Genomic DNA, 19,354 nt, shown 5'->3' with positions numbered 1-19,354 from the left:
GGAGGGCGGTCCCCACGGCGCGGATGATGGAGAACGCAAGGTCCGGAGGGCTCACGACGCCGCACACGGGCACGGGACGGTGAACGACATGTCCGCGAACGCTCCATCCCACCGCTCGGTCAGGGTGAACGCCGAACTCGACGCTCCGCTGTCGCGGTGGCTCTGGTTGGTCAAGTGGATCCTGGTGATCCCGCACTACGTCGTGCTGGTCTTGCTGTGGATCGCCTTCGTCGTCGTCAGCCTGATCGCCTTCTTCGCCATCCTGTTCACCGAGCGCTACCCACGCGGCCTGTTCGACTTCAACGTCGGAGTGCTCCGCTGGTCGTGGCGGGTCTCGTACTACTCGTACGGCGCGCTCGCGACCGACCGGTACCCGCCCTTCAGCCTCGGGCCGGAGCCCGGCTATCCGGCACGCCTTGAGATCGCCTACCCCGAACGCCTGTCCCGGCCGCTGGTCCTGGTGAAGTGGTGGCTGCTGGCGATCCCGCAGTACCTGATCGTCTCCTTCTTCACCGGGGCCATGCACCGCGGCTGGTGCGGCGGCGGCGGTCTGATCATGCTGCTGGCCCTCATCGCCGCGGTGACGCTGGCCTTCACCGAGAAGTACCCGCGCGACCTGTTCGACCTGGTGGTGGGGCTGCACCGGTGGGTGCTGCGGGTCGCCGCGTACGCCGCGCTGATGACGGACGAGTACCCGCCGTTCCGGCTCGACATGGGCGGCGACGACCCGGCTCCGGCGCCGGCCACCTCGCCCGGACCGAGCCGGACCTGACCCGACCGAACCGGACCCGCCCGACCGGACCGGAACGACCGGACCGGAACGACCCGGCCAGAACCGGAACGACCCGGCCGGAACCGGAGCGACCCGCCGTCCGACCAACTCCGAGTGCGGGGGAGCCACCCGGCACCCGAATTCGGCAACGGGAGGGCGACGGATGGGCGGACTGGACGTACGCATGCGGGGGGTCGCCTGCCGCCACGGCCGCGTCGAGGCGGTGTCCCACGTGGACCTGGAGATCGCGGCGGGCGAGCGCGTCGCGCTGACCGGGACCAACGGCTCGGGCAAGACCACGCTGCTGCGCGCGGTCCTCGGGCTGCACCGCCAGGTGTCCGGGAGCATCCTGGTCGGCGGCCGGGGCACCGGCTCGGCCGCGGAGTGGGCCTGGCGGCGCCGGAGCTGCGCCTGGATCCCGCAGAAGCCGGCCGCCGGCCGGTTCCCGCTGCTCGGTGACGAACTGCTGGCCAGCGGCGGCGCGCCGGCCGAGGCCGCCGAGGCGGCACGGAAGCTGGGCGTCGGCGCGCTGCTCGGGCGGCCGCTGCACACCCTGTCCGGCGGCCAGCTCCAGCGGATGTACCTGGCCCGGGCGATCGGTTCGGTCGCCGCCGGGGCCGAGGTGCTGCTGGCCGACGAGCCGACCGCCGCGTTGGACTTCGGCGGCCAGGAGGAGGCGGCCGACGTACTGGCCGCCCTGCCGGTGACCCTCGTCGTGGTGACGCACGACCGGGCACTCGCGGAGCGCTGTGACCGCGTACTGGAGATGGCCGCGGGCCGGCTGCGGGAGGTCGTGTGATCCTCGCGTCCGCCGGTCTCGGCGAACTGCTCCAGCTGGTCCCCGTGCAGCGGGCCGGCTTCGCCCTGCTGCTGGCGGCGGTCGGCCTCCCGGTGATCGGGGTGGTCATCGTCGGCCTCGACATCATGCCGGTGCGCTTCGCGATGATGCACGTCGCGCTGCTGGGCATCGCGATCGGGCTGCTGACCGGGCTCGACCCGATGCTGTGCGCGCTGGTGGCCTGTGCGCTGGCCGGCGCGGGGGTCGCTCCGCTCGCCCGGACCCCGAACGGGCTGTCCGGGGCGATGGGCCTGCTGATGAGCCTTGCCATCGCCGCCGCGCTGCTCGTCCTGGCCGTGTCGGGGGTCAACGCCTCCGGGGCGTTCGCCCTGCTGTGGGGGTCGATCCTGTCGGTGGGCACCGCCGATCTCGTGGTGCTCGGTGCGCTGGCGGCCCTGGTACCCGGGCTGTTCTGGTGGCGGCGGCGCGATGTGGCCCTGCTGCTGTACGACCGTGAACTCGCCCAGTGTTCCGGCGTTCCCGTCCGGGCGCTGACCGTGGTGCTGCTGGTCCTGGTCGCGGTGGCGGTCGCCGGGGCGATCAAGCTCACCGGCGCGCTGCTGGTCGACGCCCTCACCCTGCTCCCGGCCCTCGCGGCACGCCGCCTGGGCACTTCACTGCGGTCCATCACCCTGTGGGCGGTCGGCATCGGAGTGGCCGTGAACCTGACCGGGTTCCTCGTCGCCCTCCGGCTCGACTGGCCGCCCGGGCCGGTCCTCGTCCTCACCGCGGGGACGCTCGTCCTCGCGGTCCACCTCGTCCCCGAACGGAGCACCAGCACATGGCGCGCACCCGCGTCCGATTCGCTTCCCTCCTCGCACTGAGTGCGGCCCTCGCCCTCGTCACCGGCTGCGCGGAGGGCGACGGCACTGCGTCGAAGGACGGCGCACCCGCTCACGAGGGCGGCAAACCCGTCGTCGTGGTAACCACCACCTGGGAGGGCGCCTTCGCCAAGGCCGCCGGCGCCCGGGACGTCAAGGTGATCGTGCCCCAGTCCGTGCACCACGCACCGGACTACGACCCCAAGCCGTCCGACCTGGCCGCCGTCGGCAAGGCCGACTTCGTGCTGTACGCGCCGTTCGAGCCGTACGCCGCGAAGATCAAGGAGGCGGCGGGCTCCAAGGCGAAACTGGTCGAGGTGAACCTCGACAACGACTCCGACAAGGTCAGGGCCGAAGTGGCCCGCCTGGGACAGCTGTTCGGTACCGGAGCCGCGGCGGCGCAGTGGACGACCTCGTTCGACGCCGAGTACGCGAAGCTGTCGAAGGACGTCCAGGGGGCCTGGCCGGGCGGGCAGAGCCCGGCCGTGGTGAGCCAGGTGTTCACCACCTGGTCCGCGAAGCTGGCGGGTGCGACCCCGGTCGGCACGTACGGTCCGGAGGCGGTCACCCCCGCACAACTCGCCGAGCTCTCGGGGAAGAAGCCGGCGCTGGTCCTGGACAACGCCCACATGTCGACCGGAACGGTCCTGCCCGACTCGGGGGCCAAGCAGGTCGAGATCGTCAACTACCCGGGCGAGGACCTGGACTTGTTGCCGGTCTTCCGCAATGCGGCGGCCGGACTGAAGAAGGCCATGGGCGGTTCCTGACGGGCGGCGCGGGCGGCACGCGCGAGGGGCGGGAGGGCACCGGAGTGCCCTCCCGCCCCTCGCGATCTCCCGCGCCTACGGGAGCCGGGGCGCGGGCGGCGTCCACACCGTGCCGCGGGCCTCGTACTCCAGCACGGCCTCCACGTTCGTCGCCGCGTCGGCGCCGAGTTCCCGGCGCACGAGCCACAGGGCGAGGTCCAGCCCGGAGGTGATGCCGCCGGCGGTGACAAGGTCGCCGTCGTCGACGACCCGGGCGTTCTTCAGCAGGCCGCCCTGCTGTTCGAGGTCCGGGCGTGCCTTGTGGTGGGTGGTGCAGGGGCGGTTCCCGGTCAGTCCCGCGGCGGACAGCAGCATGGCTCCCGTACAGACCGCGGCGAGGGTGAGGCCGGGGCGGACCGCCTCGGCCAGGTTCCGCGGGAGGGTGCCCTTGCGGATCTCGGCCCACACGCCGGGGCCGTCGCGGCGCGCGTATCCGCCGCCCGGTACGAGGAGGACGTCCGCCGACCGAGGAGCCCAGGCGTGTTCGACCCGGACCTGGGTCCCGTACGCGGCGTACACGACGCCCGGGCCGGTGGCGGTGACGTAGCGGACGTCGACCGCGCGGTCCGTGAAGGGGCGGACGGCGGAGAAGACCTCGTAGGGGGCGGCGAAGTCGAGCTCCTCCACTCCGTCGTACATGACGACCTGCACGCGCAGCGGTCCGGCCGACTTCGGGGCGGCCGGCGGTGGCGCCGCGGCGGTGGCGGCGGTGGCGGTCCCCACCACGCTGGCCGCGCCGATCGCGGTCGAGGCCCGGAGCAGTTTCCTGCGGTTCATCCGATGGTCCCGTCGTGGTGTCGTCAGCCCGCGTGCGCGAGCGGGGGTGCGGTGGGGGCCGGGGGCGTGGTCCGCGCCAGCCGCTCGCGCAGGGCGGTGCGGTCGGGCTTGCCCGCCGGCGTGAGCGGGAGCTCCGCCAGCACCAGCAGCCGCTCGGGGTGCTTGCGCCGTTCGAGCCCCCGGCGGGCGAGGTGTTCGCCCAGCGAGCCGAGCGTGGGGGCCTCGGGGCCGCGCGGTACGACGCAGGCCGCGAGGCGCTCGCCCATCAGCCGGTCCGGGACTCCGACGCACACCACGTCCCGTACCCGGGGATGAGCGGCGAGCTCCCGCTCGACCTCGGCGGGGCTGATGTTGGACCCGCCGCGGATGACGATGTCCTTGAGGCGGCCGACGAGGTGCAGGACGCCGTCCGCGTCGATCAGGCCGAGGTCTCCGGTGCGGACCCAGCCCTCGGGGGTGCGGTAGCGGGCGTCCAGGTCCGGGGAGGCCACGTAGCACATGGGGGTCATGGGGCCGCGGGCGATGATCTCGCCGATGTCGCCGTCGGGGAGCTGTTCGAGCGTGTCCGGGTCGGCGATGTGGATGTCCGCGACCCGGGGGTCGGGGCGGCCGGCCACGACGCCCGTACCGTCGGCGTCGGGAACCTCGTGGCGCAGTCCGGTGTGGCAGTTGACGCCGTCCGCGGAGCCGTAGAGGTTGACGACCGGGCAGCCGAAGGCGCGGGCGGCGTCCTCGGCCGTGGTCTCGTCCAGGGCCGATCCGCCGAGGACCAGCGCGATCGGCGCGGGCAGTCCACCCCCGTCGGAGTCGGAGTGTTCGAGCCGGTCCAGCATCATGCGGACCATCGTGGGGACGCCCAGGACGTGGGTGGGCCGGTGCTCGCGCACGGCGGCGAGGGCGGCTTCGGGGGTGAAGTGATCGAGCAGGACCAGTGTTCCGCCGTGCCGGGCGAGGGTGACGGCCGTGCCGTTGGACCCGAACGCGGACCCGAGCGGTACGAGGAACAGGGCGCGCGGCGGAGTCGCGTCGGGCATGAGCGAGGCCAGGAAGTTGCCCCGGCCTCCGGCGAGCGCGTTGTGGGAGTACGCCACCATCTTCGGCTCCGCCTCGGATCCGGAGGACACCAGGATCCGGGCGGCGCTGTCGGGGTCGGGGCGGGCCGGTACGAAGGCGGCCGGATCCGAGCGCAGCAGCTCCGAGAAGAGAATCGTTCCTTCAGGAGCGGTGCCGGGCCGCCCCGCGGCGATGACGTGGCGCAGCGCCGGCAGGGACCCCACCAGGGCCCGGAGCTCGGCGGCATGGTGGTCGCCGCGGTGCTCGACGGCCGCGATGACGGCGACGGCCTCCGCCCTGCGCAGCAGCGCTTCGGCCTCCAGGCTGCCCCGGCCGACCGGGAAGGGCAGCGCCACCGCGCCGACGGCGGCCAGGGCCAGCTCGGCGATGACCGCGTTCCGCCCGCCCGGGAGTTGGACGCCGACCACGTCGCCCGGGCGGATGCCGAGGCCCGCGAGGCCGGTGGCCAGACATCGCACCTTGCGGTCCAGGGCGGTGTAGCAGAGTTTGCCCTTGGCGTCGATGACGGCCGTGGCATGCAGGTCGGCGATCTGCCGGGCCCGGAACAGGCTGTAGAGGTCGAGGTCGGGGCAGGTCCCGTCGACCGCCCAGGTGCGGCGCAGGCCGGCGGGCAGCAGGTCGTGCAGGGCGACGGTCATGCGAAGCTCCAGGGGTCGGGGGCGGCGGGGGCACCGTGCGCGTCGCGGCTGATCGAGCCGGGGAAGCGCGGGTCGAGGTGCAGGTCGGCCGGGTCGGTGGTGACCGCGGTCGCGGACATGCCGTGGTCACGTAGCTGGGCCAGGGCCGCGCCGGTGGGCAGGGCGCGCAGGTCGTACGCGGCGGCCGCGGGCGCACAGGTGTCCGTGGGGGCGATCCAGCCGTCCGCTGTGCGCAGCGGCCGGCGGAATCCGGCGGGCCGGCGCGGCTCCTGCCCGCGCAGAACCCGGCGCAGGGCGGGGGCCGTGAGGGCGTCGGCCGCGCCGAGCAGCGAGGAGTCGACGCGGACGCCCGCACCGGTGCGTTCGCGCAGCAACAGCCCGGCCAGTGCGGCCTCGGCGCCCATGAGGCCGCCCAGTACGTCGAGCAGGGTCATCAGGGACGGCGCGGGGGCCTCGTCCTGCGGACGGGCGGCTTCGCCGACGCCGGTGCGGGCCTGGACCATGAAGTCCGTACCCATCGGGGCGTCGGGGACGCGACCCGCCCAGCCGCCGGTGTACGCGTAGACGAGGGTGGGGTTCACGGCGGCCAGATGGGCCGAGTCGAGTCCGAGCTCGGCTGCTTTGCCGGGGGCCCAGTTGTGCAGGAACACATCGGCCCCGGCGGTCATCTCGCGCAGCCGGCGCCGGCCCGCCGCGGCCTTGATGTCCACCTCGACGGCCTGCTTGCCCCGGTTCAGCGCGAGCCAGCGCGCGGAGGTCCCGGAGCAGGTGGGCGGCATGCCGCGCAGCGGGTCGCCGCCCGGGGGCTCGATCCGCACGACGTCGGCGCCGAGCAGCCCCAGCAGGTGGGCGGCGAGAGGGGCCTGGATCCGGCGGCCGGCTTCGAGGACGGTCAGCCCGGCCAGCGGCCGGGCGGCGGTGGGAGCAGCGGCGGAGCAGGACGGGGCGCCGGGGGGTCGGGGCGGGGCCCGGTGGCCGGATGCGTGCGGGGCGAGCGACCAGGGCGGGGCTCCGTCCTGTTCGGCGGCGCGCTCGGCGAGGGTCCGCAGCCGGCAGACCTCGGCTCCGGAGGTCGCGGCCGCGCCCTCGATCCGCCGCCAGGGTTGTGCGCGCGCCGTGGTGTGCAGGGCCGGTGGGAAGGGGGCGCAGGCCGTGGCGTAGCGGAACTGGAACGGCCGCCACCCGGCGCGGACGGCGTCGAAGGGAGCCCCCAGGGACCGCCAGAACGCGGCCCAGGCACCGGGGTCCAGGGTCTCCAGCTCGAAGACGACACCGTCGGCGGAGGTGAACGGCGGTCCTCCGGGCGCGATTTCGGTGGCCTCGCCCTCGTCGGCGCCGGCCGCGGCGAGGTACTGGGACACCGCCAGCAGTCCGGCCCGGTCTGCGCTCGTGGTCACCTTGCCGGCCCGGCCGCCCCGGGCCTGGGCCAGCAGCCCGGCGAGCAGCCCCTGCACGGCGAGTACACCCGTGGCGGTGGCGGCGTAGTCGACGGCCAGGCCGCGGGGGGTGCCGTCGCGCCGCCCGTGCACGGCCATGATCCCGGTCGCCGCCTGGACGGTGGCCTCGTCGGCCATGCCGCCCGCCGGATGCGCCGACCAGCGCACGGACGCCTCCTGCGGGTCGAACCCGGTACCGGACAGGAGCAGGTGCGCCGCACGGCCGTCACCGGATCCGGCCGCCTTCCCTTCCGCGCCCGCGCCACCACCCATGCCCGCTCTCGTGTCTTCGGGGTCCGTTCCCGGATCCGCTCTCAGATCCGCTCCCCGGTCAGTCCGCGTCTCCGCGCCGAGGAGCGCCAGGTGCTCGATGGCCGGGCGTGACAGCCCGGGCGGTCCCCAGGCGGCGAGGTGCAGTCCTTCCAGTGGCCGGACCGTGCGGGTGACGGCTGGTGACGCCATGCCTCTCCTCTTCCCCTGACGCGGCGGCGGTGGCCGGCGCGCCGGATGTGCGCAACGCGGGAACCAGGGCGGGTGCGTACCCGACCAGTTCCTCGGGGAGACAGTCGGACCGTCGTCCCCACGGGTTCCCGGCACATTGGAGGAAAGCGGTGCACGACCAAGGATTCGCCGGCCGGGCCTGTCCCGAACCCCGCTTCTCCGACGGCGAGTTGCAGGACCTGATCGCAGAATTCGTGCGGCGCCGCGTCATGCCCTGCGAGCCCGTGCTCGACGCCGGCGGCCCCCACGCCGCTTCGACCTTGCGCCAGTTGCAGGACCGGGCGAAACAGGAGGGCCTGTGGGCGCTGCCGCACCCCGTCGAACTGGGCGGCCAGGGGCTCCCCTTCGCCCGGTACGCGCGGCTCGCCGAGGCCGAAGGGGCCAGCGACCACGGACCGGCGGCCCTGGGCTCCGCCTCGCTCCTGGACGCGGTGATGCTGGGGAAGCACGGCAGTCACCGGGTCCGCGGCCTGTACCCCGGACCTCTGACGGCCGGGGAGCTGCGCGCCTGCTACGCCATGACCGAACCGGACACCCCGGGCACCGACCCGTTCGCCACGGCGACCCGCGCCGAGGAACTCCCCGACGGCAGCTGGCGCGTCACCGGCCGCAAATGGTTCGTGTCGGGCGCCGCCGGGGCCGATCTGGTCACCGTCCTCGCGCGGACCGACGGGGAACCCGGCGACCGCGAAGGGCTCTCCCTCCTGGTGGTCCCCACCTCCTCCCCCGGTTTCCGCGTCGTGCGCGAACTGCCGGTCTTCGGGGCCACCGGCCAGTGGGAGATCGGGTTCGACCGGGTCGTCGTGCCCGCCGACCACCTCCTCGGGCAGCGTGGACAGGCCCTCGCCATCGCCGGGGAACGCCTCCGGACGGGCCGGACCCTGCGCTGCCTGCGCTGGCTCGGCCAGGCTCAGCGCGCCTTCGACCTGATGTGCCGGCGTGGCGGTTCCCGTACGGGGTCACGCGGTCCGCTGGCCGACCACCAGCTCGTCCAGCGGCACGTGTTCGAGGCACTGCTCGCGCTGCGCACCACCCGCCCGCTGGTCCACGAGGCCGCGGCCAGGATCGGGGAGGGCCTCGACGCGCACGTCGAGGTGGGGCTCGCCAAGGTCGCCGCGGCCCGCATGCTCCAGCAGGTCGCGGACGCGGCGATCCAGGTCCACGGCGCGGCCGGGCTGGGCCCCGACACCCCGCTGCCGGCGCTGTTCCGTACGGGCCGTGCGGCCCGCATCCTCGACGGCCCGGACGAACTCCACATCACCTCGGTGGCCCGCCGGGTGCTCCGTACGTACGAGGAGCACGAGACGCCGCAGCCACACGAAGTGCACGAGACGCACGGGGGTCGGGAAGCCTGAGGGCCCGGTGCCGTCGGCGCCGGTCAGACCTCCCCGATCTCGACCAGCCCGGTCAGCGCCGCCAGGCCGAGGGCCAGGAAGAAGTCGCCCCACACCAGTTCGTGCCGGACCGCGATGCCCTTTTCTGCGTCGTAACAGCCGTCGAGCAGCATGCCCCGGGTCAGGTGCTCGCCCACCAGGCGTTCCAGGATCGCCGCCGCCCGGTACGCGTACTGCGCGGCCCGACGGCCCGGCAGGCGGGCGAGTTTCAGCAGTGCGACGGCCGCGATCGCGGCGGCGGAGGTGTCCAGCGGGCCCGCGGGCCGCGCCTCGTCCGCCGGCGGAACGAGCGGGGTGCAGGGGCGCGTCCACACGTCGGCCAGCTGCTCGGCGGCCGCTCCCAGCCGGTCCGGAGCGCTTCGGGCGACCTCGGGGCGGTGCAGTGCGTCGGCCACCGCCAGCAGCAGCCAGGCACTCCCCCGGCTCCATCCGGCCGACGGTTCCGGGCACGCCCGCCAGCCCGCGTCCGTGTCGAACTCCCAGGCCGGTACGGTACGTCCGCCCCCGCCGAGGCACAGGTCGAGGTGGCGGTGGAGGTGGGACGCGGCGGCCCGCGCGCCCTGCGGACCGGCGGCGGCGAGGAGCGCGACGGTGCCGGGCACTCCGTCCACCCGGGCCAGCAACCGGGGGCCGCCGAAGGCCGACCCCCAGGGCACCAGACCGAGTTCGGCATCCAGCGCGGCCAGGGCCGCCCTGGCCGCGCCCGCCCTCAGCACCCGCGCCCCGGCGTCATCGCCGGCGAGCGCCGTCCCGTACCAGAGGATCAGCCCGCGGGTGGCGGTGTCGGCCTCGACCCAGCCGGCCAGCCGCGCGGTGCATGCGGCGGCGGCCGCCCGGTCGTCCGCGTCCCCGGTGTGCCGGGCCCGCAGCCATTGCAGTCCGGCCCAGAAGCCGCCGGTCCACGCGCCGCGGCCGGTGGTCGTCCAGCGGCCGGTGTCGGGGTCGGCGTACAGGGGGAACCGGTCGCCGGTCTCGGCACGGGTGAGGGCGGCGCGGTCGAGGACGTCCGCCAGGGCCCGCCCGGCCCAGTTGGCCGGGGTCACGCCGGGACCTCCGTACGCGGGCCGCCCCGGTCCCGTACGGCCCAGGTCGTCGCGACGGCGGCGGCCACCGCGAACTCCCCGGCGACCAGCAGCCAGCCGGGCCCGTACCGGCCCGCCTCCGCCAGCCGCCCGAACAGCGGCGGACCGATCGCGAACCCGGCGAAGAACCCGGCGGCGACGAGCGCGGAGTCCTGCCCGGCCCGGCCCGGGGCGGCCCGCTGCATCACGAGCACCATCGAGACGGCGTTGCCGGAAACGGCGAACACCCCGACGGCCACGGCGCCCACCCAGACCAGCGGCCGTACGTACAGGGCGGCGGCCAGCAGGGACGCGGCCAGGACCGCCCCGGTGGCCAGCGCTCCGGGCAGCCACTCGGCCCGGCCCGGCCGGGCCGCCTTCGACCAGCCGACCCGCCCGGCGATGCCCGCGACGCCGAGCACCGCCACGAGGGCAGCGGCCGCCGTCGGTCCCATGCCGAGCTTCCGGGAGCCGAAGAGCGCCACGTACGTGTTGACCGAGGCGATGGCGCAGCCCAGGAAGAGGGAGAACACCGCCAGCCAGGCGGTGGTGCCCTTCGGCACCGACGATGCGCGTGGCGGCGCCGTCTTCGTGGGCCGATCGGCGGGCAGGGCCCGGTGCGCCCAGAGCGCCGCCGCCGCGGCCGCTGCGGCCGCCGTCCACACCGCGCCGCGCCAGCCGACGGCGCCGGCCAGCGCCGACAGCGGCAGCCCGGCGGCGAACGCCCCGAGTTGCACGCCGGACTGTTTCATCCCGGTCACCGGTCCGCGCCGGGCGGGCGGCACGGACGCCAGGATCGCCTTGTTGGTCGCGGGATTGGCGAGCGCCTGCGGCAGTCCGCCCAGCGCGACGGCCGCGAGCAGGGAGCCCGGGCCGGGCGCGGCGCCGATCAGCGCGAGCGCCGCCGCGGACACCAGCAGCAGCACGACGAGGGAGCGGCGCGGCCCCGTCCGGTCCACCATGCGGCCGCCGGCCGGCGAGAGCACGGCCGCCGCGCCGAAGCCGATCGTCGTCGTCAGACCGAGGGCGGTCGGCGAGAGGCCGCCTTCGCCCACCAGGCGCGGGCCGAGTGCCCCGAGCAGGAACAGCTGGAGCATCGAGAAGCCCATGGCGGCGGTGAGCAGCGCCGTGAGCCGGCCGTCCGCGCCTACCCCGACGGCCTTCGCCGGGGTCGTCTGCTCCGCCACTTCCGACTCCGTTCCCACAGCTGCCATTTCGGTCCAGGGCAGGAGTCGGGACGGTGAACAGCCGGGTTCCCGCCGCCTGTTGTGACGTGTGACACATGGGGTTTTGTCCAGTGATGCCAATTCTGGGCGCCCCTCTGTGACCGGCTTGGGAGGGATGCGACGATGAGCCCGCCATGACCCAGGGACGATGTTGTCGCGCTGCACGGGCTGCGATGTTCGCAGCCACCTGCGTGCTGCTCGCCTCCCTCGCCCACGTCCTGATGACGGGGACGGCCGTGCCCGGGTGGACCGTTGCGGCGGCCTCGGTCGCCACCAGCGTGCTCGGCTGGTCCCTGGCCGACCGCGAACGCGGCCTCCTGGCCGTCACCTCCGCGACGGTCGCCGTCCAGGCCGCCCTGCACGCCGGGTTCTCGCTGGCCCAGGCGGCCGTGCCGGTCGATCCGGGAAATCCGGGAGATCTGGGGGGCTCCTTCGCCGGGCGGTGGGTCCGGTACCTGTTCTGCGCCGATCCGGCCGCTCACGCGCCGGCCGAGCACGCGCACCACGCAGTGCGGGCGATGACCGTCAATGTGACGGCCGTGCCGACGCACATGCCGATGTCGATGCACCTGCCGATGCCGATGCCTGCCGGTCACGACATGGGCCCCGTGTCGATGTCACCGACCGGCATGCTGGCCGGGCACCTGCTCGCCGCCCTGCTCTGCGGGCTCTGGCTCGCGTACGGGGAGCAGGGCGCCTTCCGCGTCCTGCGGGCCCTGGCCGGGCTGCTCCTCGTACCGCTGCGGGCGGCCCTGCGCCTGCCCGCACCCGCCGACCGGCCCCGCCTGCGGGCCCGCCCGGACCTCCGGGCCCGCCCACTGCACGGGCTGCTGCTCGTCCACGCCATCACCTCGCGGGGGCCACCGCACGGGATCGCTGTCAGCTGACAGCCGGCTCACCGACGCGCGCGACGCCAGCGCTCCGCGCCTCGGTCATCGGCCCTGCCGTCCGGCAGGCCGTACCGCTCACCGGCCGCCTACCCACGCAGTGCGTGCACGGCGCCGGATCCCGGATTCCGGATTCCCAGAAGGACATCAGGCGATGACCCCTGCCCTGCTCCCCCGTCCGACCGCCGCCGCCGAGACGCCGTCGCCGCGCCACACCGGCGGCTCGGACGAGTCGACGACCCTGCTGGCGCTGGCCGCCCGCGACGGCGACCCCGACGCGGTGGACCGCTTCGTACGCGCCCTGCACCGCGACGTCCGGCGCTACGTGGCCTACCTCAGCGCCGATCCGCAGTCGGCGGACGACCTGACCCAGGAGACCTTCCTGCGCGCCCTGGGGAGCCTGCACCGCTTCGAGGGCCGCTCCTCCGCCCGTACCTGGCTGCTGTCGATAGCCCGGCGCACCGTCATCGACAGCCTCCGCCACAAGGCGGCCCGCCCCAAGATCTCGGACCGGGACGACTGGCAGACCGCCGCCGAACGGACCCAGCCCCGCGGCCTGCCCGGCTTCGAGGACGGGATCGCCCTCGCGGAGCTCCTGGGGACGATCCCCGCCGAACGCCGTGACGTGTTCGTCCTCACCCAGGTGCTGGGGCTGCCCTACGCGGAGGCGGCCACCGCGCTCGGCTGCCCGATCGGTACGGTCCGCTCCCGCGTGGCCCGCGCCCGCACCTCGCTGATCGAGCTCCTCACGGCCGCCTGACCCCGCCGGGCTTCGGAGCCGGGGTGGAGGTCCTCCCCGGCCCCGAAGGCCCGTGCAGCCGCAGCCCGCCTAGGCGCTGCCCTTCAGGCGGCGGACGACCTCGTCGGACACGCGCTTTTGCAATTCGGCGAGTTGCTCCGGCGTGTACGCGCTGAGGTCGCCGCCAGGATCGGGGCCGCCCCCGCCCGGGGCCTTCTGTTTCTGCTTCTCCTGCTCCCTGCGCTGGAGTTCCTGTTCCTCCGGCGAACCGGGTGCCGCGTACGCGCACTGGATGAGCGCCCCGTCGGCGGACTTCAGGCAGGTGGCCTCGCGGCCGCCGATCTGGCCCCTTCCCTCCACCCGGTACCGGATGTTCTGCTCGCTGCCGATCGTGGCGGTCCAGGTGCTGCCGCCGGTCGGCACGACCTCGAACACCCGGTCGTCGTTGTAGCAGCAGACGTCCCGGTACTCGGCCTTGATCAGCTCGACGAGCGCCTTCGGGGACGACCACGTCGGATCGAGCCGGTGCACGGTCATCGGAGCGAGTCCGCCGCCCTGGTGGCGGGTCGGCACGGTCGATACGGCCACGACCGAGCTGGCCTCCCCCTGCGGGGTGAGCGGGGTGACGTACGCGCTGCGCCCGCTGCCGTCGCGGTACTGGAGGGTGAACTCCGATTCGTTGCCCTCGTTGGCTCCGTCCTCGGACGCGTCCCAGCCGCTGCGCTCGAACCACCAGTCGCTGAAGCTGCCGATCGCCGCGGCGCCCTCCCGTTGCCGGGCCGCGAGGCTCAGCGGATAGGTGGGGCCGGGCGCCGCTGCCGTGTCGGCGGTGATCGTGAGCTTCCCGGTCCGGCCGTTGTAGAGCGCGAGTCCGGCGGGCCGTTCGGTCACCACCAGGATCCCGGTCTGGCGTTTGAGCGGGACGACCACGATCGGGGTGTCGCCGGAGCAGGTCACGTAGGCGTCGTCGGCGTCGAAGCGCACCCAGCGCTTCTGCGCCGAGATCTTCCGGCCGAGGTTGTGGGTGAACCAACCGCCGATCCGGGCGTCGGCCGTGTCCACGTCGAACGAACAGCGCTGCTGACTGCGGCCGTTGCCGCCGAGCGGAATGTCCTGCACGAGGCCGACCTCGTATCCGGCCAGCCAGCCGCGCCGTTCGACCAGGGTCGCGAACCGGTTCGAGTCGGGCAGGTACGTGATGTCGGAGATCTCGCCGGTGACGTCGCCGAGGTGCGGCGCGGCCTGCGCCTTCCCGACCAGATAGGGCGCCCTGGCCGCCAGCTCGGGCACCGGCTCGCTCACGATCTGCACGTCCTGCATGTACGCCCGGTCCTGGAGGTACGCCCCGTACACCAGCCACCAGACCGCGAGGCCCAGCCCGAGGAGTCCGCCCACCCATCCGAGGACCACCGCCGCGGTGCCCCCGCCCGCGGAAGCCCTGCCCCGCCGCAGCAGTCTCACCACCAGCCACAGCACTACGGCGAGGGCGCCGGCCAGCAGCGGCGCCGCGAGCCAGGAGAGGAGCTTGCGGAGCTCCCACGCGATGATCGTGGTGGCGTACGAGGCCCACCACAGGAACAGACCCAACAGAAGTACGGGTATCGCCACCCGCAATGCACGACCCATCAGCGCCCCCCGCCGTCACCGTGCCCAATTCTGTACCCGGCGGGGGCAGTTGTCAGTCACATCAGGGCGTTCACCTCGGCCTCGAAGAGGAGGGCGGGGTCCAGGCCCATGCCGGTGAAGTGGCCCGCCAGTTCCAGGGACAGCACACCGTGCAGGCGGCTCCAGAAGGCGAGGGCCAGCCGCAGGATCGCCGGCGGGGCGTCCGGGTGGCTCCCGGCCCACTCGCGGTGCCCGGCCAAGTGGTCCTCGAAGGCGCGGGGTTCGGCGCCGGGGGCGGGATCCGGGGCGGCGGCGGAACAGGCATCGAGCAGGGCGGACATCATCTCCGCGGCGATCTCGGTGATGTCCTGCGGTGCGTGGTAGCCGGGCACGGGCGTGCCGTAGACGAGGAAGTAGCGGTGCGGGTCCTCCAGGGCCCAACGGCGCAGGACCCGCGCCAGCGCCGCAGGTCCGGGCCGGTCCGCTCCTGCATCGCCGCCGGCGGCAGCGGCAGCGGTGAAGGCGTCGGCGAGGCTGCGGTAGGCGTCCCGGATGAGCTCGGTGATCAGCTCGTCGCGGTTGGCGAAGTACCGGTACAGCGCCGGTCCGCTCATGCCCATCTGTTTGGCGATCGCGTTCAGGGACAGCGCGGATGCGCCGGAGCCCGCGATCTGCTGCCAGGCCTTCTCCTTGACCTCTTCGCGCACCTGCTGTCGATACCGCTCGCGGGGGGTCTGTGCACTTCCGGTCATGCCGGCCACCTCTCATTGCCCGTCACCTAATGAGTTAGAAGCTATCACCATCGGCAATGGCACTCGCGATCGAACCAGCCGCTCTCTTGACTTTGTCGCTACAGGTGCTCATTCTAGTTACTGCTTCTAACAAACACGAGAAACACAAACCCTCTGGAGGTCGTCATGAACGCCGTCGAGCGCGTCGAGATCGTTCTGCCGGGCAAGGTCGAGCCGGAAGGCCTGGAGCTCCACCGGGGTCCGGTCCCCGCTCCGGCAGCCGGGCAGCTGGTGGTCGCGATGGAGGCCACCGGAGTCTCGTTCGCCGAACAGCAGATGCGCCGCGGCCGGTACTACGACCAGCCCGCGTTCCCCTTCGTCCCCGGATACGACCTGGTCGGCACGGTGCTGACCGTCGGCGAAGGCGTCGACTCCGGGCTGCTCGGCCGGCGGGTGGCCGCCCTGACGAAGACCGGAGGCTGGGCGAGCCACGTCGCCCTCGATGCCGCCGACGTGGTGGAGGTGCCCGACGGCGTCGGCGCGGCGGAGGCCGAGACCGCGGTCGTCAACGGCATCACCGCCTGGCAGATGCTCCACCGCAAGGCCCGGGTGCGGGCCGGCCAGACCGTCCTGGTCCACGGCGCCAACGGCGGAGTCGGCTCGATCCTGGTCCAGCTGGCGCTCGCCGCGGGCGCCCGGGTGATCGGCACCGCCTCCACGCGCCACCACGACGCGCTGCGCGCCCTCGGGGTGGCCCCGATCGACTACCGCTCCGGGAACGTTCCCGCACGGGTTCGGGCCCTGGCACCCGGCGGGGTGGACGCGGTCTTCGACCACGTCGGCGGCGAGGGCGTCCTGGACTCCTGGCGGCTGCTGGCCCCCGGCGGCACCCTCGTCTCGTACGGCAGCGCCGCCACCCGCGACGACCAGGGGTCCGGAGCGTGGCCGGTACTCAAGCTCGTGGGCCGGGTGTGGCTGTGGAACGGGCTGCCGAACGGCCGCCGCGCGTACTTCTTCAACGTGTGGGCCGGGCGTGCCTACGCCAAGAACCGCTTCCGGGCGCGCCTGCGCTCCGACCTGACGCAGGTGTTCACGGCCCTGCAGCGCGGCGAGATCACCGCCCAGGTCGCCGCCCGGATCCCGCTGGCCCGCGTCGCCGAGGCGATGCGCCTGGCCGAGTCCGGCACGGTCGCCGGGAAGGTCGTCCTCGTCCCGTGACGCTCAATGGGCCAGGCCCACGACGAGGAAGCCGCTCACCAGGGCCACCAGCGCGGCCGCGGCTCCGTACGCCGGGTGTTCCGGGCGGCGGGCCGACAGCGACCCCCGCACGACCGCGGTGAGCAGGAACGGCGCGCACAGCAGCAGGAACTGCCCCGGTCCGATGTGCACGGGCAGACCGGCCGCGAACTGGCCGGCGCCGAATCCGATGAGCACGGTGGTGAACAGGGCCCCCGGCAGGTCACAGGGCAGCGGCGGGCGTTCGGGGTGCGCACCGGCGGTGCGCGGCCGCGCGACCCCCGCCACGCAGCGCAGCGCGACCAGTGCGCCGGCCAGCAGCGTGAGGGCCCCCGCGGACGCCCACAAGGGTGCGCTCACGTCCGTACCCCTTCGTGCGGCGCGGGGACGATCCCGCGGGCGAGCAGCGCGGCGCACGATGCGCAGCAGACGATGCGGACCAGCCGCCGGCGCAGTTTCCGCACCGTTCTCAGCACGGTCATGTGGCCGCGGGCTCCGTGACGGCCGGCTCCGCAGTCTCCCGGCGGAGCAGTTCGGCCTTGGCCAGCGCGGCCTCGACCTTGCGGTTCGAGGTCATCGTCAGGCTGACGAGCGTACTGGCGGCGAGGAAGCCCGCACCGATCAGGTACGGGGCGCGCAGACCTCCCACGGTCGCGAGCCAGCCGCCCATGAGGGCGCCCAGCGGGGCGGCGCCCAGGGCCATCAGGCGGCCGGCGGCGGAGACCCGGCCGATCAACTCGTCGGGGACCACCACCTGGCGCACCGTACCGGACAGCACGATCGTGGCCCCGAGTGCGGCGGCGCGTACGGCCATCGCCACGCCCACCAGCACGGGACTGTCGGTGACGCCGATCGAGGTCTGCGCGGCCGTCAGCATGACGGCCGTCAGGATCAGCGCGCCACCGGTGCCGAGCCGGTCGGCGAGCCATCCGGACAGCAGACTGCCCAGCAGGCCGCCGATGGCCTCGGAGGTGAGCAGGATCCCGTAGCCCGTCGGCCCCAGGTGCAGTTCCTCCTGCGCGAAGAGGACGAATACGGCGGCGCCGGCGCTGAAGGCGAAGTTCCCGAGCGCGGGGCGCAGCGAGAGGCCGAGCAGCAGCGGGTCGCGGAGCAGGTAGGAGGCGCCGTCCCGGGCGTCCTTCAGCAGGGATCGCGCGGGGCCCTTCGGCTTCGGCGGCGCGGCCGGCAGCGAGCGGATCACGAACGCGCTGAGGAGGAACGACACGGCATCGGTGAGCAGCGGGATCGTGCGGCCCAGGGTGAACAGGGCCGCGCCCGCGGGCGGTCCGGCGAAGCCGTCGAGGACGTCCATCGTGCCGCGCAGCCGGGCGTTGGCGCGCTTGAGCAGCCCCGCGTCCCGGCCCAGCAGTTCGGGAAGGTACGCGGTCGCCGCGGTGTCGAACAGGATCTGGCCGATGCCCAGCAGGAACGCGAGCGCGATCAGCAGGGGGACGCCGAGCCAGCCGGCCGCGGCCCCGGCCACCGCGGCGAGGAGCAGCGCGCCCCGGAGGGAGTCCGTCACCCACATCGTGCGCCGCCGGTCCCAGCGGTCGACCAGCGCGCCGCCGATCAGGCCGAAGAGCAGCCACGGCAGGAGGGCCGCCGCGGAGACGGCGGAGAGCAGGACGGGGTCCCGGGTCAGGCTGGCGGCCAGGAGCGGCAGTGCGGTCAGGTACACGCCGTCGCCGAAGGACGACACGCCGGAGGCGAGCCAGACCCGGCGGAACGCCTTGGGCATGGGGGCCTTGCTGGTCAAGGGGTCTCCAAGTCGTAGGGAAATCGGTAGTGGGCCGTCGGGCGACGCCTCAGACGGCCGACGGACTCGCGTACGAAGGCCTCACGGCCGCGCGGACGGCGCCGACCGCGCCCACCGCGCCGACCGCGCGCGGGCGTTGGCCGCGACCAGGGGTGAGGGGCGAGCGCCCGGTGAGGGCGCTGGAGGCGTCCACCCGGCCGTTCACGCTCGTGAGGCGGGTCCGGCCGCCGCGCACGATGATCCGCCAGGAGTCGTCGTACGCGTCGTCGTACGCCGCGCCGGCCTCGCGCGGGTGCACCAGTATGCCGATGTCCTCGCCCCGTACGGCGCGCACGACGGCGTCCTGGGTGCCGGCGTCCGCGATGACCACGGGCACCCCCGCGAGGGTGGCCGTCCAGGCGGCGCACAAGGTGCCGGCCACGCCACCCGGGCCAGGCCCGCGGGCCGGGCCTCCCCCGAGCCGTCGCACTTCGGGGGTCATGACGGCGATCTCGGGAACGCGCCGGACCGCGTCCTGGCGGGGACCCGCCTCGGACAGGCCCGGTACGTCGGTGAGCAGGAGCAGCCGGGCGGCCCGCAGCGAACCGGCGACCAGGGCAGCCAAGACGTCGCCGCCCCGCCCCGTGACGGCGTCGTTCTCGTTGACGACGGGAACGAGGCCGCCGTCGAGCGCCTCCTCCAGTGCCGCCCGTACGCCCTCGCCGTGTTCCGGGCCCGTGAGGTCGAGCGGGGTGAGCGGGAACTGCGCCGCGATCAGCCCGCGCGCCTCGAAGGCGTCCCGGAACGCCTCGAAGAGCGGCCCCTGCCCGACGGCGGCGGCCGGCTGCCGGGCCGTTGGGTCGACCGGGATGCCCGCCTCGGCGAGCCGGGTGCGGCCGACGGCCGCGGCGCCGGAGCCGACGACGACCGTCTGGATCCCGTCCGCGCGCAGCCGGACCACCGCGTCGGCGACGGCCGCGAGTTTGACGGGATCGGGCCGGCCCCCGGAGAGGAGGGCCGAAGCTCCGATCTTGATGACCACGCGTTCGGGGAGGACGCCTCGCGCCATGGGACTGC

General features: G+C 74.4%; 19 protein-coding genes. 8 read left to right on the top strand and 11 right to left on the bottom strand.

What is annotated here, in order from left to right:
• The first annotated feature begins 88 nt into the window (after nt 1-88).
• The 4 genes from OHA65_RS33935 to OHA65_RS33920 all read left to right on the top strand — a co-directional run bounded on the left by OHA65_RS33935 (nt 89) and on the right by OHA65_RS33920 (nt 3,198).
• Nucleotides 89-772, top strand: coding sequence for a DUF4389 domain-containing protein (locus OHA65_RS33935; RefSeq protein ID WP_405763149.1), 684 nt, complete (start codon nt 89-91; stop codon nt 770-772).
• 163 nt (nt 773-935) lie between these two features.
• Complete coding sequence (locus OHA65_RS33930; RefSeq protein ID WP_327279953.1) at nt 936-1,571, top strand: ATP-binding cassette domain-containing protein; 636 nt, start codon at nt 936-938, stop codon at nt 1,569-1,571.
• Nucleotides 1,568-2,434, top strand: coding sequence for a metal ABC transporter permease (locus OHA65_RS33925; protein ID WP_405758225.1), 867 nt, complete (start codon nt 1,568-1,570; stop codon nt 2,432-2,434). The genes OHA65_RS33930 and OHA65_RS33925 overlap by 4 nt, the downstream gene beginning before the upstream one ends.
• Entirely contained in the window at nt 2,392-3,198 is an 807-nt protein-coding gene (locus OHA65_RS33920) for an ABC transporter substrate-binding protein (protein ID WP_405758222.1), read from the top strand. The genes OHA65_RS33925 and OHA65_RS33920 overlap by 43 nt, the downstream gene beginning before the upstream one ends.
• Nucleotides 3,199-3,273: 75 nt before the next feature.
• On the opposite strand, the gene OHA65_RS33915 is transcribed toward OHA65_RS33920, so the two are convergent.
• Genes OHA65_RS33915 through OHA65_RS33905 form a run of 3 tightly spaced genes read right to left on the bottom strand, consistent with a single transcriptional unit; the run spans nt 3,274 to nt 7,624 of the window.
• A complete protein-coding gene (locus OHA65_RS33915; RefSeq protein ID WP_328764568.1) occupies nt 3,274-4,014 on the bottom strand; it encodes a DJ-1/PfpI family protein in 741 nt (246 codons plus the stop codon).
• A gap of 23 nt (nt 4,015-4,037) precedes the next feature.
• Entirely contained in the window at nt 4,038-5,726 is a 1,689-nt protein-coding gene (locus OHA65_RS33910) for a class I adenylate-forming enzyme family protein (protein ID WP_328764566.1), read from the bottom strand.
• Nucleotides 5,723-7,624, bottom strand: coding sequence for a CoA transferase (locus tag OHA65_RS33905; protein WP_405763147.1), 1,902 nt, complete (start codon nt 7,622-7,624; stop codon nt 5,723-5,725). The genes OHA65_RS33910 and OHA65_RS33905 overlap by 4 nt, the downstream gene beginning before the upstream one ends.
• 149 nt (nt 7,625-7,773) lie before the next feature.
• Between OHA65_RS33905 and OHA65_RS33900 the strand changes: the two genes are divergently transcribed.
• Nucleotides 7,774-9,018, top strand: a complete 1,245-nt coding sequence (locus OHA65_RS33900; RefSeq protein WP_405763145.1) for an acyl-CoA dehydrogenase family protein — start codon at nt 7,774-7,776, stop codon at nt 9,016-9,018.
• A gap of 23 nt (nt 9,019-9,041) precedes the next feature.
• On the opposite strand, the gene OHA65_RS33895 is transcribed toward OHA65_RS33900, so the two are convergent.
• Nucleotides 9,042-10,100, bottom strand: coding sequence for a sugar ABC transporter permease (locus OHA65_RS33895; protein WP_327279946.1), 1,059 nt, complete (start codon nt 10,098-10,100; stop codon nt 9,042-9,044).
• The gene (locus OHA65_RS33890; RefSeq protein ID WP_405763143.1) at nt 10,097-11,305 is read right to left on the bottom strand and encodes an MFS transporter; all 1,209 of its coding nucleotides are present in this window, start codon (nt 11,303-11,305) and stop codon (nt 10,097-10,099) included. The genes OHA65_RS33895 and OHA65_RS33890 overlap by 4 nt, the downstream gene beginning before the upstream one ends.
• A gap of 212 nt (nt 11,306-11,517) precedes the next feature.
• On the opposite strand from OHA65_RS33890, the gene OHA65_RS33885 reads away from it, so the two are divergent.
• Both OHA65_RS33885 and OHA65_RS33880 read left to right on the top strand, forming a co-directional pair.
• The gene (locus OHA65_RS33885; RefSeq protein WP_405763141.1) at nt 11,518-12,231 is read left to right on the top strand and encodes a hypothetical protein; all 714 of its coding nucleotides are present in this window, start codon (nt 11,518-11,520) and stop codon (nt 12,229-12,231) included.
• A 154-nt stretch (nt 12,232-12,385) separates the two neighbouring features.
• Nucleotides 12,386-12,991 (top strand): sigma-70 family RNA polymerase sigma factor, encoded by a 606-nt coding sequence (locus tag OHA65_RS33880; protein ID WP_327279944.1) that lies wholly within the window; start codon nt 12,386-12,388, stop codon nt 12,989-12,991.
• Nucleotides 12,992-13,060: 69 nt separating this feature from the next.
• Here the strand turns inward: OHA65_RS33880 and OHA65_RS33875 are convergent, their stop codons facing one another.
• Both OHA65_RS33875 and OHA65_RS33870 read right to left on the bottom strand, forming a co-directional pair.
• Nucleotides 13,061-14,596: a hypothetical protein gene (locus tag OHA65_RS33875; RefSeq protein ID WP_405763140.1), complete on the bottom strand. Its 1,536-nt coding sequence runs from the start codon at nt 14,594-14,596 to the stop codon at nt 13,061-13,063.
• Nucleotides 14,597-14,652: 56 nt separating this feature from the next.
• On the bottom strand, nt 14,653-15,327 hold the full coding sequence (locus OHA65_RS33870; protein WP_405763138.1) for a TetR/AcrR family transcriptional regulator: 675 nt from the start codon (nt 15,325-15,327) through the stop codon (nt 14,653-14,655).
• 165 nt (nt 15,328-15,492) lie between these two features.
• Here OHA65_RS33870 and OHA65_RS33865 point away from each other — a divergent pair, with 165 nt between their 5' ends.
• Nucleotides 15,493-16,524 carry a medium chain dehydrogenase/reductase family protein gene (locus tag OHA65_RS33865; RefSeq protein WP_327279941.1) on the top strand — a complete coding sequence of 344 codons (1,032 nt, stop codon included), beginning with the start codon at nt 15,493-15,495 and terminating at the stop codon, nt 16,522-16,524.
• Nucleotides 16,525-16,527: 3 nt separating this feature from the next.
• Here the strand turns inward: OHA65_RS33865 and OHA65_RS33860 are convergent, their stop codons facing one another.
• From OHA65_RS33860 to OHA65_RS33845, 4 genes are read right to left on the bottom strand one after another with little or no spacing between them, the layout of a single operon-like run.
• Complete coding sequence (locus tag OHA65_RS33860) at nt 16,528-16,902, bottom strand: hypothetical protein (RefSeq protein WP_405763137.1); 375 nt, start codon at nt 16,900-16,902, stop codon at nt 16,528-16,530.
• Nucleotides 16,899-17,024, bottom strand: a complete 126-nt coding sequence (locus tag OHA65_RS33855) for a hypothetical protein (RefSeq protein WP_327279939.1) — start codon at nt 17,022-17,024, stop codon at nt 16,899-16,901. The genes OHA65_RS33860 and OHA65_RS33855 overlap by 4 nt, the downstream gene beginning before the upstream one ends.
• On the bottom strand, nt 17,021-18,298 hold the full coding sequence (locus OHA65_RS33850; RefSeq protein WP_327279938.1) for an MFS transporter: 1,278 nt from the start codon (nt 18,296-18,298) through the stop codon (nt 17,021-17,023). Before OHA65_RS33850 ends, OHA65_RS33855 begins: the two co-directional genes overlap by 4 nt.
• 49 nt (nt 18,299-18,347) lie before the next feature.
• Entirely contained in the window at nt 18,348-19,346 is a 999-nt protein-coding gene (locus OHA65_RS33845) for a hypothetical protein (protein ID WP_327279937.1), read from the bottom strand.
• Nucleotides 19,347-19,354: the final 8 nt, after the last annotated feature.

The organism is Streptomyces sp. NBC_00045, from assembly GCF_045041095.1.
Lineage (GTDB): Bacteria > Actinomycetota > Actinomycetes > Streptomycetales > Streptomycetaceae > Streptomyces.
The sequence above is the reverse complement of the archived record's forward strand: the minus strand, read 5'-3'. Positions and strand labels throughout refer to the sequence as shown.

Bases quoted from the DNA above. Each gene is read 5' to 3' on its own strand.
- OHA65_RS33935 (WP_405763149.1), top strand. From the start codon at position 89: ATGTCCGCGAACGCTCCATCCCACCGCTCGGTCAGGGTGAACGCCGAA.
- OHA65_RS33930 (WP_327279953.1), top strand. From the start codon at position 936: ATGGGCGGACTGGACGTACGCATGCGGGGGGTCGCCTGCCGCCACGGC.
- OHA65_RS33920 (WP_405758222.1), top strand. From the start codon at position 2,392: ATGGCGCGCACCCGCGTCCGATTCGCTTCCCTCCTCGCACTGAGTGCG.
- OHA65_RS33915 (WP_328764568.1), bottom strand. From the start codon at position 4,014: ATGAACCGCAGGAAACTGCTCCGGGCCTCGACCGCGATCGGCGCGGCC.
- OHA65_RS33910 (WP_328764566.1), bottom strand. From the start codon at position 5,726: ATGACCGTCGCCCTGCACGACCTGCTGCCCGCCGGCCTGCGCCGCACC.
- OHA65_RS33905 (WP_405763147.1), bottom strand. From the start codon at position 7,624: ATGGCGTCACCAGCCGTCACCCGCACGGTCCGGCCACTGGAAGGACTG.
- OHA65_RS33885 (WP_405763141.1), top strand. From the start codon at position 11,518: ATGTTCGCAGCCACCTGCGTGCTGCTCGCCTCCCTCGCCCACGTCCTG.
- OHA65_RS33880 (WP_327279944.1), top strand. From the start codon at position 12,386: ATGACCCCTGCCCTGCTCCCCCGTCCGACCGCCGCCGCCGAGACGCCG.
- OHA65_RS33875 (WP_405763140.1), bottom strand. From the start codon at position 14,596: ATGGGTCGTGCATTGCGGGTGGCGATACCCGTACTTCTGTTGGGTCTG.
- OHA65_RS33870 (WP_405763138.1), bottom strand. From the start codon at position 15,327: ATGACCGGAAGTGCACAGACCCCCCGCGAGCGGTATCGACAGCAGGTG.
- OHA65_RS33865 (WP_327279941.1), top strand. From the start codon at position 15,493: ATGAACGCCGTCGAGCGCGTCGAGATCGTTCTGCCGGGCAAGGTCGAG.
- OHA65_RS33855 (WP_327279939.1), bottom strand. From the start codon at position 17,024: ATGACCGTGCTGAGAACGGTGCGGAAACTGCGCCGGCGGCTGGTCCGC.
- OHA65_RS33845 (WP_327279937.1), bottom strand. From the start codon at position 19,346: ATGGCGCGAGGCGTCCTCCCCGAACGCGTGGTCATCAAGATCGGAGCT.